This is a genomic window from Allocellulophaga tsushimaensis (assembly GCF_055383085.1).
In genome coordinates, this window is sequence record NZ_AP039451.1 from 645156 (window position 1) to 661078 (window position 15923).

The following is a 15923-nucleotide window of genomic DNA, read 5'->3' on the forward strand; positions in this document are numbered from 1 at the left end:
CTAAAAACAATGAAAAAGTTTTTTATTTCAATTTTAACCTTAAGCATTTTAACTGTAATTACATCATGTATGGATGATAGTGTTCCTACATTGCAAGATCCTCCAGTAGGAGAACCAACTACTGATGGTATCATTGACTCACAAGATGATCCAGATTTAAATGCTGCTGATTTAAAAGGAGACATTACTGCTAATATTACCTTAAGCAATGCACAGACTTGGAATTTAACTGGAGAATTAGCTGTAAAAGATGGAGCAACCTTAACTATAGAAGCTGGTACAAGATTAGAAGCTTCTGTTGGGGGTACCAATGTATTTTTAGTTGTAGAACAAGGTGCATCTATTATTGCTGATGGTACAGCTGCTGCACCGATTACCTTTACTTCTGCTGCTGCAAATCCTAGAGCTGGAGATTGGGGTGGTATCCTTATTAATGGTTTTGCTGGTATTTCTGGTGGTGGAACATCAACTACAGAGGTATTACCTTTGTCTTATGGTGGTACAGATGATACTGATAATTCTGGGATATTAGACTATGTAATTATTGAGTATACTGGTGCACGTATTAATGGTGAGCAAGAATTTAACGGCTTAACCTTGTATGGTGTTGGTAGCGGAACACAATTAAGTAATATCATTATTAATAAAGGTGATGATGATGGAATTGAGTTTTTTGGGGGTACTGCTTCTATAGAAAACTTATTAGTTGTAGATTCTCGTGATGATTTATTTGATTGGACACAGGGGTATAGAGGTACGGCAAATTCTAATTGGTATGGTGTTCGTACTATAGGTTTCACAGCCGTTTCAGAAGATCCAAGAGGTATTGAAGGCGATGGAAATTTAGATGGCCGTTCTCCTGATGATGCCAACCAATCTAACCCAACTATTACTAACGTTACTATTTTAAATAATGGTATTATTAATATGGCAGATTTTGTTAAAATACGTAGAGGATCTTCTGCAACAATTACTGGCTTACATTTAGGATTTAATTTTAATAATAACGGAGATGCAAATCCAAGTGCTAGTGACACTGTAGATTTAAATGATGGTAGAGGTGATGCCATAGCAGCAACATCAATAACGGGTACTGTAGATGTAATGAGTGGTGTTAATATTATGGAAATTGAAAATAATTCTGGTGCTACTGTAACACTTACAGATGCAGTAACACCTTCTGTAGACATTAACACGTTTATGTGGTCTGGATTAGTTGGCGAACTATTAGAGCAATAAAAACGAAGTATTTTTCGATATATATTACATTTAAAATCCCCATCAAAATTTTAAAATTTTGATGGGGATTTTAACTTTTAACGAAAAAACATATGGTTTTAAGGAAAGCATGCAACGTTCTACAATTAAAATTATTATCTTTATGGCATATTATTTGTTATTTTAATTTCTAATAAATTACAATTTAATTAAATGAAGCATTTTTACCTTCTATTATTATTTCTTACAGTCTCGTTTGGCTATGCACAAAGTGCACCTGCCAATGGAGATATAGAAGGTTTAAAATTATATCCAAATCCTGCAACTAACGGTAAAGTAAACATTATCACTAAAAATAATGCCCCTAAAAAAGTTGCTATTTATGATGTGCTTGGTACTTTAGTTATGGAAACTACAATTCTAGGAACCGAATTAAATCTTATTAATTTAGATGCAGGTATCTATGTATTGCGTGTTTTTGAGAAAGACAAAATGGCTACCAGAAAGCTTATTGTCAAGTAATTACTTCAAAAAAAAATCATTTCTAATTCTGAAAACTATAGTGTAACCAGCACTTTCTTTGTTTGAAAGCATAAAAAAATGCAAAAAACTGGGTTAACATACAATAATTTGCATTTCACAACATTTAGTAGTCCTAAGTAGGATATAATGCTACATTTGTCTTGTTATCCCAAACGAACTAAAATGACAAAAATCTACTTAATTCTACTCATAGCACTCACTTCTATAGTTTCTGGTCAAGAAATTCCTGAAAAAGAATTACAGCAAGAAAATGAGATTGTTGGATTGAAATTATACCCTAATCCATCTTTTAACGATGTCGTTTATATTACCACTGCTACTAACGCAGCTAAAGATATTATTGTATATGATCTTTTTGGAGAAATTGTACTAAAAGAGCATACTGCACAAAAAGAATTAAATGTTTCTAAACTTATAGCCGGGGTATACTTAGTGAAGATAACAGAAAAAGAAAAAACCACTACTAGAAAGCTAGTCGTTAAATAACCAACCAAACCATTTATTTTGACCCCTTTTCTGTAAAGATTAGGGGTTTTATTTTTTAGCGCTTATTTTTGTGTTTCAATATAACGAATGAATACAAGCAAAATTTTTGACATAAAAACTACAAGTGATTTTAATTTACTTTGTTTGGAAATTTTTGCACATCAATACCAACACAATAGCATTTATCAAAAGTTTTGCAACAGCCTAAATAAAACCCCAAATACTATTAAAACCATAGAGGCTATTCCCTTTTTACCCATTTCTTTTTTTAAATCAAAAAAAATTGTTTCTTCAACTGCTACACCAGAAGCTTTATTTACAAGTAGCGGTACAACAGGTACTGAAACAAGCACGCATTATGTAACAGACACAAAACTATACGAAGCTAGTTATCAAAAAGCATTTCAGCATTTCTATGGCGCTATTACAGACTACTGTGTTTTAGCTTTACTTCCCTCTTATTTAGAGCGGCAAGGGTCTTCTTTAATTTATATGGTTGACGATCTTATTACAAAAAGCAAGCATCCAGAAAGTGGTTTTTATTTGAATAATCTTGAGGTATTAAAAGAAAAACTGGCTCAGCTTGATGCCGCTGGAACTAAAGTATTATTAATAGGCGTTTCTTTTGCTTTGTTAGATTTGGTAGAAACCTATCAACTGAATTTAAAACATACCACTATTATGGAAACAGGTGGTATGAAAGGCCGTCGAAAAGAAATGATTCGCGAAGAACTCCATGAGATTTTGACTCATGGTTTTGGGGTTTCCCAAATTCACTCAGAATATGGGATGACGGAGCTCTTATCACAAGGGTATTCTAAAGGCAATGGTATTTTTGAAACACCCCCTTGGATGAAAATTTTAATTCGTGATACAGAAGATGCACTCTCCTATCAACCTATTGGAAAAACGGGCGGAGTTAATGTTATAGATCTAGCCAATATCAATTCTTGTTCTTTTATCGCTACCCAAGACTTAGGCAAAAAATACGAAGACGGTAGGTTTGAAATCTTAGGCAGGTTTGACCATTCTGATATTAGGGGTTGTAATTTGATGGTCTTGTAATCAATACGTAACAGTTACTTACTCTATAAATTAAAAAACGTCAGTTCGAGTGGTTTTTTCGTAATGAAATGAAGAAAAAATTATATCGAGAACTTTTTTTGGTTCCAATGGTTCTCGATACATTTTTAGTTCCGCTTTGCTACACGAAAAAACACTCGAACTGACGCAATTATAATTAAAGTTTGTAAATAGTTACTTCACCACCAAAACAAAATAATTCTTTTTACCACGTTGCAACAACACAAACTTATCATTAATTAAATCTGCTGTAGTAATGGTATAATCTTCTTTTACTTTTTCTCTATTTACAGCAATGGAATTTTGTTTTAACTCGCGCCTTGCCGCACCATTAGATTCTAAAAATCCTGTTTTTGCGGCTAAAGCACCTATCATATCTAAACCTTCAGTAATTTCATCTCTAGGAACCTCAGCTTGTGGTACTCCATCAAAAACCTCTAAAAACGTTTTCTCATCTAATTTCTTTAAATCATCTGCGGTAGATTTTCCAAATAAAATAGTACTTGCTGCTTTGGCATTATCTAAATCTTCTTGAGAATGTACCATTACAGTAATTTCATCTGCTAAGCGTTTTTGCAAAACACGCGCATGTGGCGCTTCTTTATGCTCCGCTATTAAACCTTCTATTTCTTCTTTGGCAAGAAATGTAAATATCTTAATATACTTCTCTGCATCATCATCAGAGGTATTTAACCAATATTGGTAAAATTTATACGGTGAGGTTCTATTAGCATCTAACCACACATTACCGCCTTCGGTTTTACCAAATTTGGTTCCATCTGCTTTGGTTATTAAAGGGCAGGTTAATGCATAGCCTTTTCCGCCGCCTATTCTTCTAATTAATTCAGTCCCCGTAGTAATATTCCCCCACTGGTCACTACCCCCCATTTGTAGGGTACAGTTGTGGGCTTTAAAAAGATGTAAAAAATCATAACCTTGTACGAGTTGATACGTAAATTCTGTAAAAGACATCCCTTCCTTAGCTTCAGAAGACAGTCGTTTTTTTACAGAATCTTTTGCCATCATATAATTTACTGTAATGTGTTTCCCTACATCTCTAATAAATTCTAGGAATGAAAAGTCTTTCATCCAATCATAGTTATTCACTAAAACAGCAGCGTTTTTTTTATCGCCTTTAAAATCTAAAAAACGAGATAACTGCTCTTTTAAAGCTTCTTCATTATGGCGCAGGGTTTTTTCATCTAATAAATTTCTTTCTGCAGATTTTCCAGAAGGGTCACCAATCATTCCTGTGGCACCACCTATCAGTGCATAGGGTTTATGACCTGCTAATTGAAAGTGACGCAGCATCATAACACCCACCAAATGCCCAATATGAAGTGAGTCTGCCGTTGGATCTATACCAACATAAGCAGATTGCATTTCGGTCATTAAATGTTCTTCTGTTCCGGGCATGGCATCGTGCAACATTCCTCTCCATTGTAACTCTGCTACAAAATTAGCTGTCATTTTTTACGCTTTATAATAAATAATTGCTGCAAATATAAAAGAAATAGCCTGTTTAAACTGCTCTAAAAATTGAATAAATACAGAACAAATTGCTAATTTTAGCCAATGATTTTAGTTACAGGCGGCACAGGTTTGGTAGGAGCACATCTTTTACTGCAATTAACAAGAACTGAAGGTGCTGTAAAAGCAACTTACCGCACTAAAGCTTCTTTAAAAAAAGTAACTGATATTTTTGGGTATTATACAGATGAGAGTGAAACGCTTTTTAATAAAATTAGCTGGGTACAAGCTGATATCAATAACATTCCAGAATTAGAAATTGCTTTTGAACATGTAACACATGTTTATCATTGCGCTGCACTCATTTCTTTTGACCCAAAAGATTATGATATTCTATACAAAATAAATGCAGAAGGAACAGCTAATATTGTAAATTTCTGCCTTGCAAAAAATATAAAAAAACTATGCTACGTAAGTACAATTGGAACTATAGGAAAAGAAACACATACCACTATTGTAAATGAAGAAAGCGATTGGAATAACCAAGATATAAACCCATATGCATTGACTAAATATGATGCTGAAATGGAAGTTTGGCGGGGTTCACAAGAAGGTTTACAGATTGTAATTTTAAACCCAGGAGTTATTATTGGCCCTGGATTTTGGAATACAGGCAGTGGTGTTCTATTTACCAATGCAGCTAAAGGAAGAAAACGATACCCGCCAGGGGGTTCCGGTTTTGTAGCCATACAAGATGTAATTGCCCTAATGATATTAGCGATGAATGCTGCTATTACAAAAGAACGTTTTATTGTAGTAGCAGAAAATTTAAGCTACAAACAAATACTAACTAAAATTACTCATAAACTACAAGTAAGGCCGCCAAGTAAAATACTAAAGTTTTGGCAATTAGAATTTTTATGGCGTTTGGATTGGATTTGGAGTTTACTAACAAACAGCAAACGAAGGCTAACAAAAAGTGCTGTGATTTCCCTACAGGAACAGCATATCTATGATACTAAAAAAGTAACAGAAACTTTTAAATATAACTTTGAAAAAGTAGATAATAGTATCGCTTTTTGTGCTGAACAATACCTAAAAGAGCATTAATAATTAAAGGTTCTTCTTTAGCTTATTTATATTTTTAAATATTGAATCTTGTTTAATTTTAAGTAGAGAATCCTTTTCTACTTTAAGTAAAGAATCTTTTTTTGCCTTCTTTAATTCTTTCGCTACCCTTTCAATACTATCTGCCTTCCTTTTTAACTTTTGTTCCAGATCTACTTCTTTTTTGGTCTCCTCTAACTTCAATTTTACTTCTTCATAGATATTTAAATAGTCTTCTGGCAAAGAGGCATAATAAAGATTATTCTTTACAAACTTAACGCTGTCTATGTTATATTTTTTATAAATATATTCCATAGTTTCTACATCGTTTTCAATTAAATTTGTTTTAGCAGTATTACGTGCAGCTCCCAGTATGGCTAAATCATAGTAAATAGCAGTCATTTCTTCTTTAGAAATAAAATCTTCAGGTTTTTGTACAATAGTTTCTTTACAAGAAGTAAGTAAGTTAATTCCAAAAACAAGTAAGGTAACAAACTGTGCTATTTTTTTCATGATTTAAGCGCGTTCAAAAGTTAAACGTTTTCCTTTTTTTTCTTCAGAAAAATTACCATTTTCATAAGCTAGGTGTCCATTCACAAAAGTATGTGTTACTTTAGAACTAAATTGATCTCCTTGAAATGGTGACCAGCCACATTTATAAACTATATTTTCTTTCGTAACAGTCCAAGCATCCTCTAAATTAACTAATACTAAATCGGCATAATAGCCCTCTCTAACATAACCTCTTTTTTCAATATCGAAAAGTATAGCTGGGTTATGGCACATCTTTTCTACAATTTTCTCTAAACGGATAACGCCTTGATGGTATTTTTCTAATATGGCTGGTAAAGCATGTTGTACTAAAGGACCACCAGATGGTGTTTTGGTATATACATTATCTTTTTCTTCTAAATTATGAGGTGCATGATCTGTTGCCAAAACATCAATTCTGTCATCTAAAAAAGCTTCCCATAACTTTGCTCTGTCTTCCGTTGTTTTTACTGCTGGATTCCATTTTATAAAGGCTCCTTTTGTTTTATAATCTTCATCAGAAAACCAGAGATGATGCAAACAAACTTCCGCAGTTACTTTCTTGTCTTTTAACGGGATGTCATTTCTAAACAATGCAGTTTCTATCCCTGTTGAAAGATGAAAAACATGTAACCGGGCCCCTGTTATTTTGGCTAAGGATATTGCTTTAGAAGATGATAAATAACAAGCTTCCTCGCTTCTTATTAGTGGATGGTATTGCAACGGAATATCATCTCCATATGTTTCCTTATAGGCTTCTAAATTATTTTTAATAGTCGTTTCATCTTCGCAATGCGCAGAAATGACCATTTCTGTATTTCTAAATATTTTTTCTATCACTTCTTCGTCATCTACCAACATATTACCCGTAGAAGATCCTAAAAATAACTTTACGCCTGAACAGGCATTTCTATCTAATTTTTTTAACTCTTCTAAATTGTCATTTGTACCACCAAATAAAAAAGAGTAATTGGCATAAGAGCTTTTTGCAGCTACAGCAAACTTTTCTTCTAATTTTTCTATTGTGGTGGTTTGTGGGTTGGTATTAGGTTGCTCCATGTAGGTAGTGATCCCTCCAGCAATTGCCGCTTTACTCTCACTAGCAATATCTCCTTTATGTGTAAGGCCTGGTTCTCTAAAATGCACTTGATCATCTATTATACCCGGTAAGACATATTTTCCGCTTGCATCTATTACCGTAGCAGTAGCATCACTTATGGCAGCTTCAATTTTTAGAATAATATCATCTTTAATAAGAATATCTTTTTGCTGAATGGTATTCTCATTTACAATCTTGGCATTTTTAATTAAATACTTCATTACTCTTAAAATTTATTTTTTCTGAATAAGCTTAACCATTTCATTTTAAAAACTCCAAAAACTGCTTCTCTTATTATAGAAGAATTCATTTTAGATTTTCCTAAAACACGATCTGTAAAAATAATCGGGATTTCTTTTATTTTAAACCTTTTTAAATGTGCTCTAAATTTCATTTCTATCTGAAATGCATATCCCACAAAATGGACAGACGCTAAATCTATAGTTTCTAATACATGCCTGCGATAGCATATAAAACCTGCTGTTGGATCATGTACTCGCATTCCTGTAATTATTTTTACATAAAACGAGGCTCCGTATGATAACAAGACCCTATGCAAAGGCCAGTTAACCACATTAACACCTTTTATATATCTAGAACCTATAGCAAGATCTGCACCATCAACACAGGCACGTTTTAATCTAATTAAGTCTGCAGGGGTATGCGAAAAATCAGCATCCATTTCAAAAATAAAATCATACTGTTTTGCAATAGCCCATCTAAATCCATGAATATAGGCAGTTCCTAAACCTGCTTTTTCTTTGCGGACTTCAAGAAACAAACTATCGGTAAAATTTTCTTGTATTTCAGTAACTTTCTGAGCCGTACCATCCGGAGAATTATCATCTACAACAAGTACATGAAAATCTTTTTTTAAATCAAAAACAGCATTAATTATAGCTTCTATATTTTCAATCTCATTAAAAGTGGGAATGATAACTAAACTATCTGACATCTATGAAAATCTATTTTGGCAAAAATAGCATAATAATAGCTCTAAAGAAATCTACCTAATGCATTTATGATTTTTTTAAATGTACAATATCAGTTTTCCAAAAATAACAGGGTAAACAATACATCTAGAATTCGTAATTTTGACGTGTTAATTCATAATGTATAATGCCTAAACTACCTAGACTTTTTTTAATACTATTAGGAATTCTTCTAAGTATTAACTTGCTGCAAAGTAATTTTACCGAATTAATTTTTGATGAAGCCTACTACTGGCATTATGCACAAGATATGGCTTGGGGTTATTTTGACCATCCTCCAATGGTTGCCGTATTAGTTAAGTTGAGTAGTTTCTTTTTTAGTGAAGAATTAGGCGTACGTTTTATGAGTTGCCTTTTGGCTTTAGGCACATTATTGTGTATTTGGAGTTGTATTGATCATCCTAAAAAGAAAGATTTTGTTATACACTTTTTTGTAGTATGCCTCTCTATGCCATTACTACATGCCTATGGTTTTTTCACTCTACCAGATACGCCTCTATTATTCTTTACTGCGCTTTTCTTATTTGTTTATAAAAAGTTCTTAGAAAAACCTTCCGTATTTATAGCAATAGGCTTGGGACTGGTTATGGCGTGCTTAATGTATAGTAAATACCACGCTGTACTTGTTATTGTTTTTGTTTTACTTTCTAATATAAAAATAGTTGCAAATAAATATGCTTGGGTAGCCGTTAGTATAGCATTAATAGGGTACACTCCGCATTTTTTATGGCTCTTTGAAAATGATTTTGTTTCTATAAAATACCATCTTTTTGAGCGACCTAACAGAGGTTATAATTTTGGGAAAAATACCGGAACTTTTTTATTGAACCTTGTTATTATTTTTGGACTTATTTTTCCTTGGGTATATATTGCCTTATACAAGGCTAAAAAAAACACTCTTTTTAATAAGGCTTTGTTATTTTTAACTTATGGTGTAGTGCTCTTTTTCTTTATTTCTAGCTTTAGTAAAAGGGTACAAGCGCAATGGCTTATTATTATATGTATCCCGCTTAGTATCATTACTTTTAATTATCTATTAGAAAATAAAAATGCTAAAAAGTGGATTTTTAGAATAGGTATTATCAACCTTATAATACTATGCTATTGTAGAATTGCTATGGTTTTTGAACCATTATCCCCTTTTAAATATGAGTCTCATGGAAATAAAGCATGGGTTAGTAAAATTAAACATGTTGCAGGGGAAGCTCCCGTATTATTTGAAAATTCTTATTGGTTAACCCCTATGTATGCTTTTTATACAGGCAATACCAGTTTTTCTCTCAACAATGTCTACTACAGGCGAAATCAATATTCTATTGATCATTCTGAAACTCAAGTTCAACATCAAAGAGTACTACATGTAACGCCAGGAGCTAAAGACAAAACGCATAAATTTTACTATCCCCGAAAAAGTTATGGTTATGGCGTTTTTATTGAAGATTTTGAAAGTTTTAGAAAACTTAGGGTAAAACTAGAGGTTTCTGAAGTTGCATTAAACTCAAAAGAGGCGCTTAACCTTAAAATATATAACCCATATAATGAAGACATACCGTTGCAAAAAATTAAATTTGCGGTTATATATCATAATCAATATAAAATAGCGCAAGAGACAGTATTTATTACACCAAAATTAAAAGAAAGTGCAACACAAGTATTAAAGGCTAAAGACACCACTTTTTTTGACTTTAAACTGCCCAAATATACTATAGAATCTCCTGGGTATTTTAAAATAGGTATTTCGGAAAACGGACTTGATCCAGGAATGAACGGAGATAATATAAAATTAAATTAAGAATGAAAGATGCTACGCTAAGAGCAATAACTAATATAGATTGGATTACGCTAATCCTCTTTTTTAGCATTGTATTGGTAGTGATTGTAAAACAATTTTTTTACACTCGTTTTTTAAATTTTATGATATTGCCTTTTAATAACAAGTATTTATTTATGTACAATAAGAAAGACAAGTTATTTAATTGGTTTAATGCCTTTCTCACAACTTTTCAACTCTTAAATTTATCGCTCTTTTGTTATATGTCTTTTCATATTTTTTATGATAGTAAAATGGAAGGAGCACTATTTATATATGTACTAAGCGTTTTGTTGTTTTTCTTTATCTTAAAGGTATTATTGCAATTAGGTAATGGCTTTATTTTCAATATAAATAGTTTTATAAGTGAGCTTTTATTCAAAAAAATATCATATTTAAACTATAGTGGAATTGCTTTGTTTATTTCAAATGTGATTTTGATCTATATTCTTAAGGATTCAAAAATTGTTGTATACATAACACTTATCTTAATTCTTTTAATTAATTCAATAGGATGGGTTACAGTTATAAGAAATCATCAAAAATTAATTGCTTATAATTTTTTCTATTTTATTTTGTACCTTTGCACACTCGAAATTGCACCCCTAGTGTTAATTGGAAGCTATCTAAAAGACTGATATTTATGAAAGTAAAAACGATTTTGGTATCCCAACCAGAACCTAAGGTGGAAAACTCTCCATATTCAAGATTGATAGATAAAGAAAAGGTAAAAGTAGACTTTAGACCTTTTATACATGTTGAAGGTGTAAATGCGAAAAGCGTAAGACAACAAAAAATAGATCTTCATAATTTTACTGCCATTGTTCTAATTAGTAGAAATTCTGTAGATCATTTCTTTAGAATTGCCGAAGAGATGCGCTTTAAAGTACCTGATACAATGAAGTATTTTTGCCAATCTGAAGCAGTTGCATACTACCTTCAAAAATATGTAGTGTATCGTAAGCGTAAGATTTATGTAGGTAAAATGAACTTTTTAGATTTAACTACATTGCTTAAAAAATATAAAGACGAGAAGTTCTTACTACCGTCCTCTAATGTTTTAAAACCTATAGTCCCTAAAACTATGGATGAGATGGAACTGAATTGGACGAGGGGTATTTTTTACAAAACTGTAATTAGCGACTTATCTGATTTAAGAAATGTATACTATGATATTTTAGTATTCTTTAGTCCGTCTGGTATAGAATCTTTATTAAAGAATTTCCCAGATTTTGAACAAAAAGATACTAGAATAGCTGTATTTGGAAATTCTACTGTAAAGGCCGCTACAGCTGCTGGTTTACGTATAGATATAGAAGCACCAACTCCAGAAACGCCATCTATGTCTATGGCATTGAGCAAATATATTGCTTCTGCTAATAAAAAATAATTGATCTAATTTATAGATATAAAAGAGCCCAGTTGTACAACTGGGCTTTTTATTTTTAAAAGGCATAACGTTGCGGTCCGCCACGTCTTATTTCTTCGCTAGCGTAAGATTCAAACTTTTTAAAATTTTCTCTAAATGCATTACTTAACTTAAAAGCTGTTTTGTAATACGCATCATCATTATTCCAAGTTGCTCTTGGGCTTAATACACTTGTAGGCACTCCTGGGCATTCTCTTGGTTGTGCTACTCCAAAAACAGAATGAATATGATAGGCATCATACGAATACAAACCTAAATCTCCATTTAGTGCAGCAGTAATCATAGCTCTTGTATACTTTAATTTCATACGAGTTCCTACACCATAAGATCCTCCAGTCCAACCTGTATTTACCAACCAGACATTTACTCCAGCATCTTTCATTTTTTTACTGAGCATTTCTGCATATTCAGTTGGGTGTAAAGGCATAAATGGCGCACCAAAACAAGCAGAGAATGATGGTATAGGCTCCTTAACACCAGCTTCAGTACCAGCCACTTTTGCTGTATAACCAGATATAAAATGATATGCTGCTTGGCTAGGGGTTAGTTTAGAAATAGGAGGCAATACACCAAAAGCATCTGCTGTTAAAAAAAAGATGTTTTTAGGATTTTTCCCTATGGAGGGTACTTGGATGTTATCTATATGATTTATTGGATAACTTACACGCGTATTTTGTGTGATAGAAGTATCTGCAAAATCTATATCACCTTTATCGTTTATAATAATATTCTCTAAAAGTGCTCCTTTTTTAATAGCTCCAAAAATTTCTGGCTCATTTTCAGCAGATAAGTTAATCACCTTGGCATAACATCCTCCTTCAAAATTAAAAACAGCATTTTCGTTTGTCCAACCATGTTCATCATCGCCAATTAATTTTCGATTAGGATCAGCAGAAAGTGTTGTTTTTCCAGTACCTGATAGCCCAAAAAATATGGCAGTATCACCATCAACACCAACATTAGCAGAACAATGCATGGGTAAGGTATTTTTATAAACGGGCAGAATAAAATTTAAAGCGGAAAAAATTCCTTTTTTAATTTCTCCTGTATAACCTGTTCCACCAATAAGCGCTATTTTTTTAGTGAAATTTAAAATTGCAAAGTTATGTTGTCTTGTTCCGTCTATTGCTGCATTTGCCATAAAACCTGGTGCATTTATAACGGTCCATTCTGGATCAAAATTCTCTAACTCCTCATCCGTAGGTCTTAAAAACATATTATAAGCAAACATATTAGACCAAGGATATTCATTTATGACTCTAATATTTAACTTATAATTTGCATCGGCACAAGCATATGAATCTCTAACATATACTTCTTTTTCGCTTAAATAATGTGTTACTTTGTCGTAAAGAGCATCAAATTTATCAGCTTCAAAAGGAATATTAATTTCGCCCCACCAAACCTTATCTTCAGTAATCTTATCTTTTACAATAAACCTGTCTAAAGGAGAACGCCCTGTAAATTCTCCTGTATTAACAGCTAAAGCGCCAGAAGACACTTCTACACCCATACCTTTTTCCAAAGAAATTTCATGGAGTTGACTTGACGTTAATTGATAATGTACTTTATCCGTATGGATCCCATATGCGGATAATGAAATAGAACTTAACTTATTTACCATCAAATTATAGATTTAATATTTTTAATGGGTCAAAATTATCAAATTAATAATTGATTATGTTATAAATCAAACAATATTATTCGACTTTTTTATGATTTTATAGCCTAATACTCCCCAACCAATGATTAACAATGTACCGCCAATTGGTGTTACTAATGCAATCTTTTTAAAGTTTATAGCAGTAAGGCTATTTGTTGCTAATCCATAAATTGAAAAAGAAAAGAAAACTATCCCTATTGTAATGAAATAATAAGTCCATTTTTTATGTTTGCTATCTAACTGTTTCATGTTTCCTAATACTAATAAAAACAAAGCATGATACATTTGATATTTTATACCGGTTTCAAAAGAGTTGAGCGCATCGGCATCTAAAACTTTTTCTAAACCATGTGCTCCAAATGCTCCAAGAACAACGGAAAGCATTCCTAAAATGATACCTGTAAGTAAAATTGTTTTATTCATAACAAAAAATAGTTATATTTTTACATTTACAACAATAAATGTTGATTTAAATTTTAGTAGAATCAAAAATACAAAACTATGCTTCGAAATATCCTTATCATAGGTGCAGGAAAATCTACTGCTTACTTATTAGATTATTTTTTAGAAAAAGCAACAGAAGAACATTTACATATCACTATAGCTGACATAAAGCTTGATGCTATAGCGGATCGATTTAAAAATCATCCAAACTTTACTGTAGCACTATTAGATATTTCGGATACCGCAAAAAGGCAAGAACTTATTAAAATTGCTCATATTGTTATTTCTATGTTACCCGCACGTTTACATCCAATACTAGCCAAAGACTGTCTTGTTTATAATACACATATGATCACGGCCTCATATGTTAGCGACGAAATGAAAGCTATAGACAAAGAGGCTAAAGATAAAGGGTTAATCTTTATGAATGAGATGGGTTTAGATCCTGGAATAGATCATATGAGCGCAATGCAAATTATAAATAGGATTAAAGATAAGGGGGGTAAAATGTTACTTTTCGAATCTTTTACGGGCGGTCTTGTTGCGCCAGATAACGATGATAATTTATGGAATTATAAATTTACTTGGAACCCCAGAAATGTTGTCATTGCAGGACAAGGAGGTACCGCAAAATTTATACAAGAAGGCACCTATAAATACATACCGTATCATAAACTTTTTAAACGAACGGAATTTTTGGAAATAGAAGGCCACGGAAAATTTGAAGTTTATGCTAATAGAGATTCTTTAAAATACAGAGAAGCTTATGGGCTTGATACAATTCTAACACTTTACAGAGGTACTATGCGCAGAGTAGGTTTTTCTAAAGCATGGAATCTTTTTGTGGAACTTGGTGCCACAGATGATAGCTACACAATAGAAAACTCAAAAGGTATGTCCTACAGGGCATTTATCAACTTATTTTTACCATACTCACCAACCAATACAGTAGAATTAAAATTAAGACACTATTTAAAAATAGATCAAGATGATCTGATATGGGATAAATTAGTTGAATTAAATTTATTCAGCACTACTAAAAAAATAAAAAAACAAAATGCTACTCCTGCACAAATACTTCAAGAAATTTTAGAAAATAGTTGGACACTTTCTAATGATGATAAAGATATGATTGTAATGTATCATAAATTTGGGTATGAAATTAATGGCGTTAAAAAACAAATAGATTCAAATATGGTTGTACTCGGAGAGAACAGAACGCACACCGCTATGGCCAAAACAGTAGGACTACCATTAGCAATTGCTACCTTGCTTATACTGAACAAAAAAATAACCGAACCTGGCGTGCAAATCCCTTTACAAGAAAATATCTATACTCCTATTTTAAACGAATTAGAAAATTATGGGATTTGCTTTAAAGAAACAGAAGTACCTTACTTAGGTTATAATCCTAATAGTAACCAAATTTAAAAAAACAGATGTTTATACTTTTAGTTTATTATAAAATATCTAATTTTAAGGATAAATTAAAACCCAAAGTATGAAATCTAGTGATGAAAAAATAAAAATTGACGGTATTGACAAAAAAATCTTAAGATTTTTAATGTCAGATGCCCGTAAACCCGTATTAGAAATTGCTAGAAATATTGGTATCTCTGGCGCAGCCATACACCAACGGCTCAGAAAATTAGAGAATTCTGGCCTAATTGCTGGTTCTAAATTTATCATTAACCCCAAAGTTTTAGGTTATTTAACAATGGCTTATGTTGGCATTTATTTAGATAAAGCAATGAGTAATCCAAAGGCTGTAAAAGAACTTGAAAAAATACCCGAGGTTTTAGAATGCCATTATACAACAGGGAATTGGTCTATTCTTATAAAAGTACTTTGCAAAGATAATGAGCATTTAATGCAGGTTTTAAATAACGAAATACAACAAATTAGTGGTGTATCTAGAACAGAAACTTTTATATCATTAGACCAGCAAATTGAAAGACAGATTAGCATATAGCTATTGGTTGTTAGTAAAATAGGTAAACGATTCTATTCCTTGCTTTGAAATATAATTTGAATTTGAGGTGGTTTAT

Annotated in this window: 16 protein-coding genes; 10 read left to right on the forward strand and 6 right to left on the reverse strand. The window is 32.2% G+C overall.

Translation table 11 applies throughout. The features are described from left to right. Positions 1-9: 9 nt before the first annotated feature. From ACZ451_RS02830 to ACZ451_RS02845, 4 genes are all read left to right on the forward strand, one after another. Complete coding sequence (locus tag ACZ451_RS02830; protein WP_464215572.1) at positions 10-1239, forward strand: hypothetical protein; 1230 nt, start codon at positions 10-12, stop codon at positions 1237-1239. Between the two features lie 192 nt (positions 1240-1431). After that, positions 1432-1740 carry a T9SS type A sorting domain-containing protein gene (locus ACZ451_RS02835; RefSeq protein ID WP_464215573.1) on the forward strand — a complete coding sequence of 103 codons (309 nt, stop codon included), beginning with the start codon at positions 1432-1434 and terminating at the stop codon, positions 1738-1740. A gap of 183 nt (positions 1741-1923) precedes the next feature. Beyond that, the gene (locus ACZ451_RS02840; protein WP_464215574.1) at positions 1924-2247 is read left to right on the forward strand and encodes a T9SS type A sorting domain-containing protein; all 324 of its coding nucleotides are present in this window, start codon (positions 1924-1926) and stop codon (positions 2245-2247) included. A gap of 87 nt (positions 2248-2334) precedes the next feature. Continuing rightward, positions 2335-3312, forward strand: coding sequence for a LuxE/PaaK family acyltransferase (locus ACZ451_RS02845; protein ID WP_464215575.1), 978 nt, complete (start codon positions 2335-2337; stop codon positions 3310-3312). A gap of 192 nt (positions 3313-3504) precedes the next feature. On the opposite strand, the gene tyrS is transcribed toward ACZ451_RS02845, so the two are convergent. Beyond that, the gene (gene tyrS, locus ACZ451_RS02850) at positions 3505-4800 is read right to left on the reverse strand and encodes a tyrosine--tRNA ligase (protein ID WP_464215576.1); all 1296 of its coding nucleotides are present in this window, start codon (positions 4798-4800) and stop codon (positions 3505-3507) included. A 105-nt stretch (positions 4801-4905) separates the two neighbouring features. On the opposite strand from tyrS, the gene ACZ451_RS02855 reads away from it, so the two are divergent. Next, positions 4906-5910, forward strand: coding sequence for an NAD-dependent epimerase/dehydratase family protein (locus ACZ451_RS02855; protein ID WP_464215577.1), 1005 nt, complete (start codon positions 4906-4908; stop codon positions 5908-5910). A 3-nt stretch (positions 5911-5913) separates the two neighbouring features. Here ACZ451_RS02855 and ACZ451_RS02860 read toward each other — a convergent pair whose 3' ends face one another. From ACZ451_RS02860 to ACZ451_RS02870, 3 genes are read right to left on the reverse strand one after another with little or no spacing between them, the layout of a single operon-like run. Further along, positions 5914-6420 (reverse strand): DUF4296 domain-containing protein, encoded by a 507-nt coding sequence (locus ACZ451_RS02860; protein ID WP_464215578.1) that lies wholly within the window; start codon positions 6418-6420, stop codon positions 5914-5916. Between the two features lie 3 nt (positions 6421-6423). After that, positions 6424-7758 carry a dihydroorotase gene (locus ACZ451_RS02865; RefSeq protein ID WP_464215579.1) on the reverse strand — a complete coding sequence of 445 codons (1335 nt, stop codon included), beginning with the start codon at positions 7756-7758 and terminating at the stop codon, positions 6424-6426. A gap of 5 nt (positions 7759-7763) precedes the next feature. After that, the gene (locus tag ACZ451_RS02870; protein WP_464215580.1) at positions 7764-8492 is read right to left on the reverse strand and encodes a polyprenol monophosphomannose synthase; all 729 of its coding nucleotides are present in this window, start codon (positions 8490-8492) and stop codon (positions 7764-7766) included. A 164-nt stretch (positions 8493-8656) separates the two neighbouring features. Between ACZ451_RS02870 and ACZ451_RS02875 the strand changes: the two genes are divergently transcribed. Genes ACZ451_RS02875 through ACZ451_RS02885 form a run of 3 tightly spaced genes read left to right on the forward strand, consistent with a single transcriptional unit; the run spans position 8657 to position 11729 of the window. Beyond that, positions 8657-10321, forward strand: coding sequence for an ArnT family glycosyltransferase (locus tag ACZ451_RS02875; protein ID WP_464215581.1), 1665 nt, complete (start codon positions 8657-8659; stop codon positions 10319-10321). A 2-nt stretch (positions 10322-10323) separates the two neighbouring features. Then, the gene (locus tag ACZ451_RS02880) at positions 10324-10977 is read left to right on the forward strand and encodes a DUF4271 domain-containing protein (RefSeq protein ID WP_464215582.1); all 654 of its coding nucleotides are present in this window, start codon (positions 10324-10326) and stop codon (positions 10975-10977) included. Between the two features lie 5 nt (positions 10978-10982). Beyond that, complete coding sequence (locus ACZ451_RS02885; protein WP_464215584.1) at positions 10983-11729, forward strand: uroporphyrinogen-III synthase; 747 nt, start codon at positions 10983-10985, stop codon at positions 11727-11729. A gap of 55 nt (positions 11730-11784) precedes the next feature. Here ACZ451_RS02885 and pckA read toward each other — a convergent pair whose 3' ends face one another. Together pckA and ACZ451_RS02895 are read right to left on the reverse strand one after the other, a co-directional pair. Beyond that, positions 11785-13392 carry a phosphoenolpyruvate carboxykinase (ATP) gene (gene pckA / locus ACZ451_RS02890; RefSeq protein WP_464215585.1) on the reverse strand — a complete coding sequence of 536 codons (1608 nt, stop codon included), beginning with the start codon at positions 13390-13392 and terminating at the stop codon, positions 11785-11787. A 66-nt stretch (positions 13393-13458) separates the two neighbouring features. Beyond that, entirely contained in the window at positions 13459-13854 is a 396-nt protein-coding gene (locus ACZ451_RS02895) for a DUF423 domain-containing protein (protein WP_464215586.1), read from the reverse strand. Positions 13855-13932: 78 nt separating this feature from the next. On the opposite strand from ACZ451_RS02895, the gene ACZ451_RS02900 reads away from it, so the two are divergent. Continuing rightward, positions 13933-15306: a saccharopine dehydrogenase family protein gene (locus tag ACZ451_RS02900; protein WP_464215587.1), complete on the forward strand. Its 1374-nt coding sequence runs from the start codon at positions 13933-13935 to the stop codon at positions 15304-15306. A 70-nt stretch (positions 15307-15376) separates the two neighbouring features. After that, entirely contained in the window at positions 15377-15847 is a 471-nt protein-coding gene (locus ACZ451_RS02905; protein WP_464215588.1) for an Lrp/AsnC ligand binding domain-containing protein, read from the forward strand. Positions 15848-15923 lie beyond the last annotated feature (76 nt).

Excerpts from the sequence above, each read along its gene's own strand:
- ACZ451_RS02860 (WP_464215578.1), bottom strand. The coding sequence starts at position 6,420 with ATGAAAAAAATAGCACAGTTTGTTACCTTACTTGTTTTTGGAATTAAC.
- ACZ451_RS02905 (WP_464215588.1), top strand. The coding sequence starts at position 15,377 with ATGAAATCTAGTGATGAAAAAATAAAAATTGACGGTATTGACAAAAAA.
- ACZ451_RS02900 (WP_464215587.1), top strand. The coding sequence starts at position 13,933 with ATGCTTCGAAATATCCTTATCATAGGTGCAGGAAAATCTACTGCTTAC.
- ACZ451_RS02855 (WP_464215577.1), top strand. The coding sequence starts at position 4,906 with ATGATTTTAGTTACAGGCGGCACAGGTTTGGTAGGAGCACATCTTTTA.
- ACZ451_RS02870 (WP_464215580.1), bottom strand. The coding sequence starts at position 8,492 with ATGTCAGATAGTTTAGTTATCATTCCCACTTTTAATGAGATTGAAAAT.
- ACZ451_RS02835 (WP_464215573.1), top strand. The coding sequence starts at position 1,432 with ATGAAGCATTTTTACCTTCTATTATTATTTCTTACAGTCTCGTTTGGC.
- pckA (WP_464215585.1), bottom strand. The coding sequence starts at position 13,392 with ATGGTAAATAAGTTAAGTTCTATTTCATTATCCGCATATGGGATCCAT.
- ACZ451_RS02830 (WP_464215572.1), top strand. The coding sequence starts at position 10 with ATGAAAAAGTTTTTTATTTCAATTTTAACCTTAAGCATTTTAACTGTA.
- ACZ451_RS02845 (WP_464215575.1), top strand. The coding sequence starts at position 2,335 with ATGAATACAAGCAAAATTTTTGACATAAAAACTACAAGTGATTTTAAT.
- ACZ451_RS02880 (WP_464215582.1), top strand. The coding sequence starts at position 10,324 with ATGAAAGATGCTACGCTAAGAGCAATAACTAATATAGATTGGATTACG.
- ACZ451_RS02875 (WP_464215581.1), top strand. The coding sequence starts at position 8,657 with ATGCCTAAACTACCTAGACTTTTTTTAATACTATTAGGAATTCTTCTA.
- tyrS (WP_464215576.1), bottom strand. The coding sequence starts at position 4,800 with ATGACAGCTAATTTTGTAGCAGAGTTACAATGGAGAGGAATGTTGCAC.
- ACZ451_RS02895 (WP_464215586.1), bottom strand. The coding sequence starts at position 13,854 with ATGAATAAAACAATTTTACTTACAGGTATCATTTTAGGAATGCTTTCC.
- ACZ451_RS02865 (WP_464215579.1), bottom strand. The coding sequence starts at position 7,758 with ATGAAGTATTTAATTAAAAATGCCAAGATTGTAAATGAGAATACCATT.
- ACZ451_RS02840 (WP_464215574.1), top strand. The coding sequence starts at position 1,924 with ATGACAAAAATCTACTTAATTCTACTCATAGCACTCACTTCTATAGTT.
- ACZ451_RS02885 (WP_464215584.1), top strand. The coding sequence starts at position 10,983 with ATGAAAGTAAAAACGATTTTGGTATCCCAACCAGAACCTAAGGTGGAA.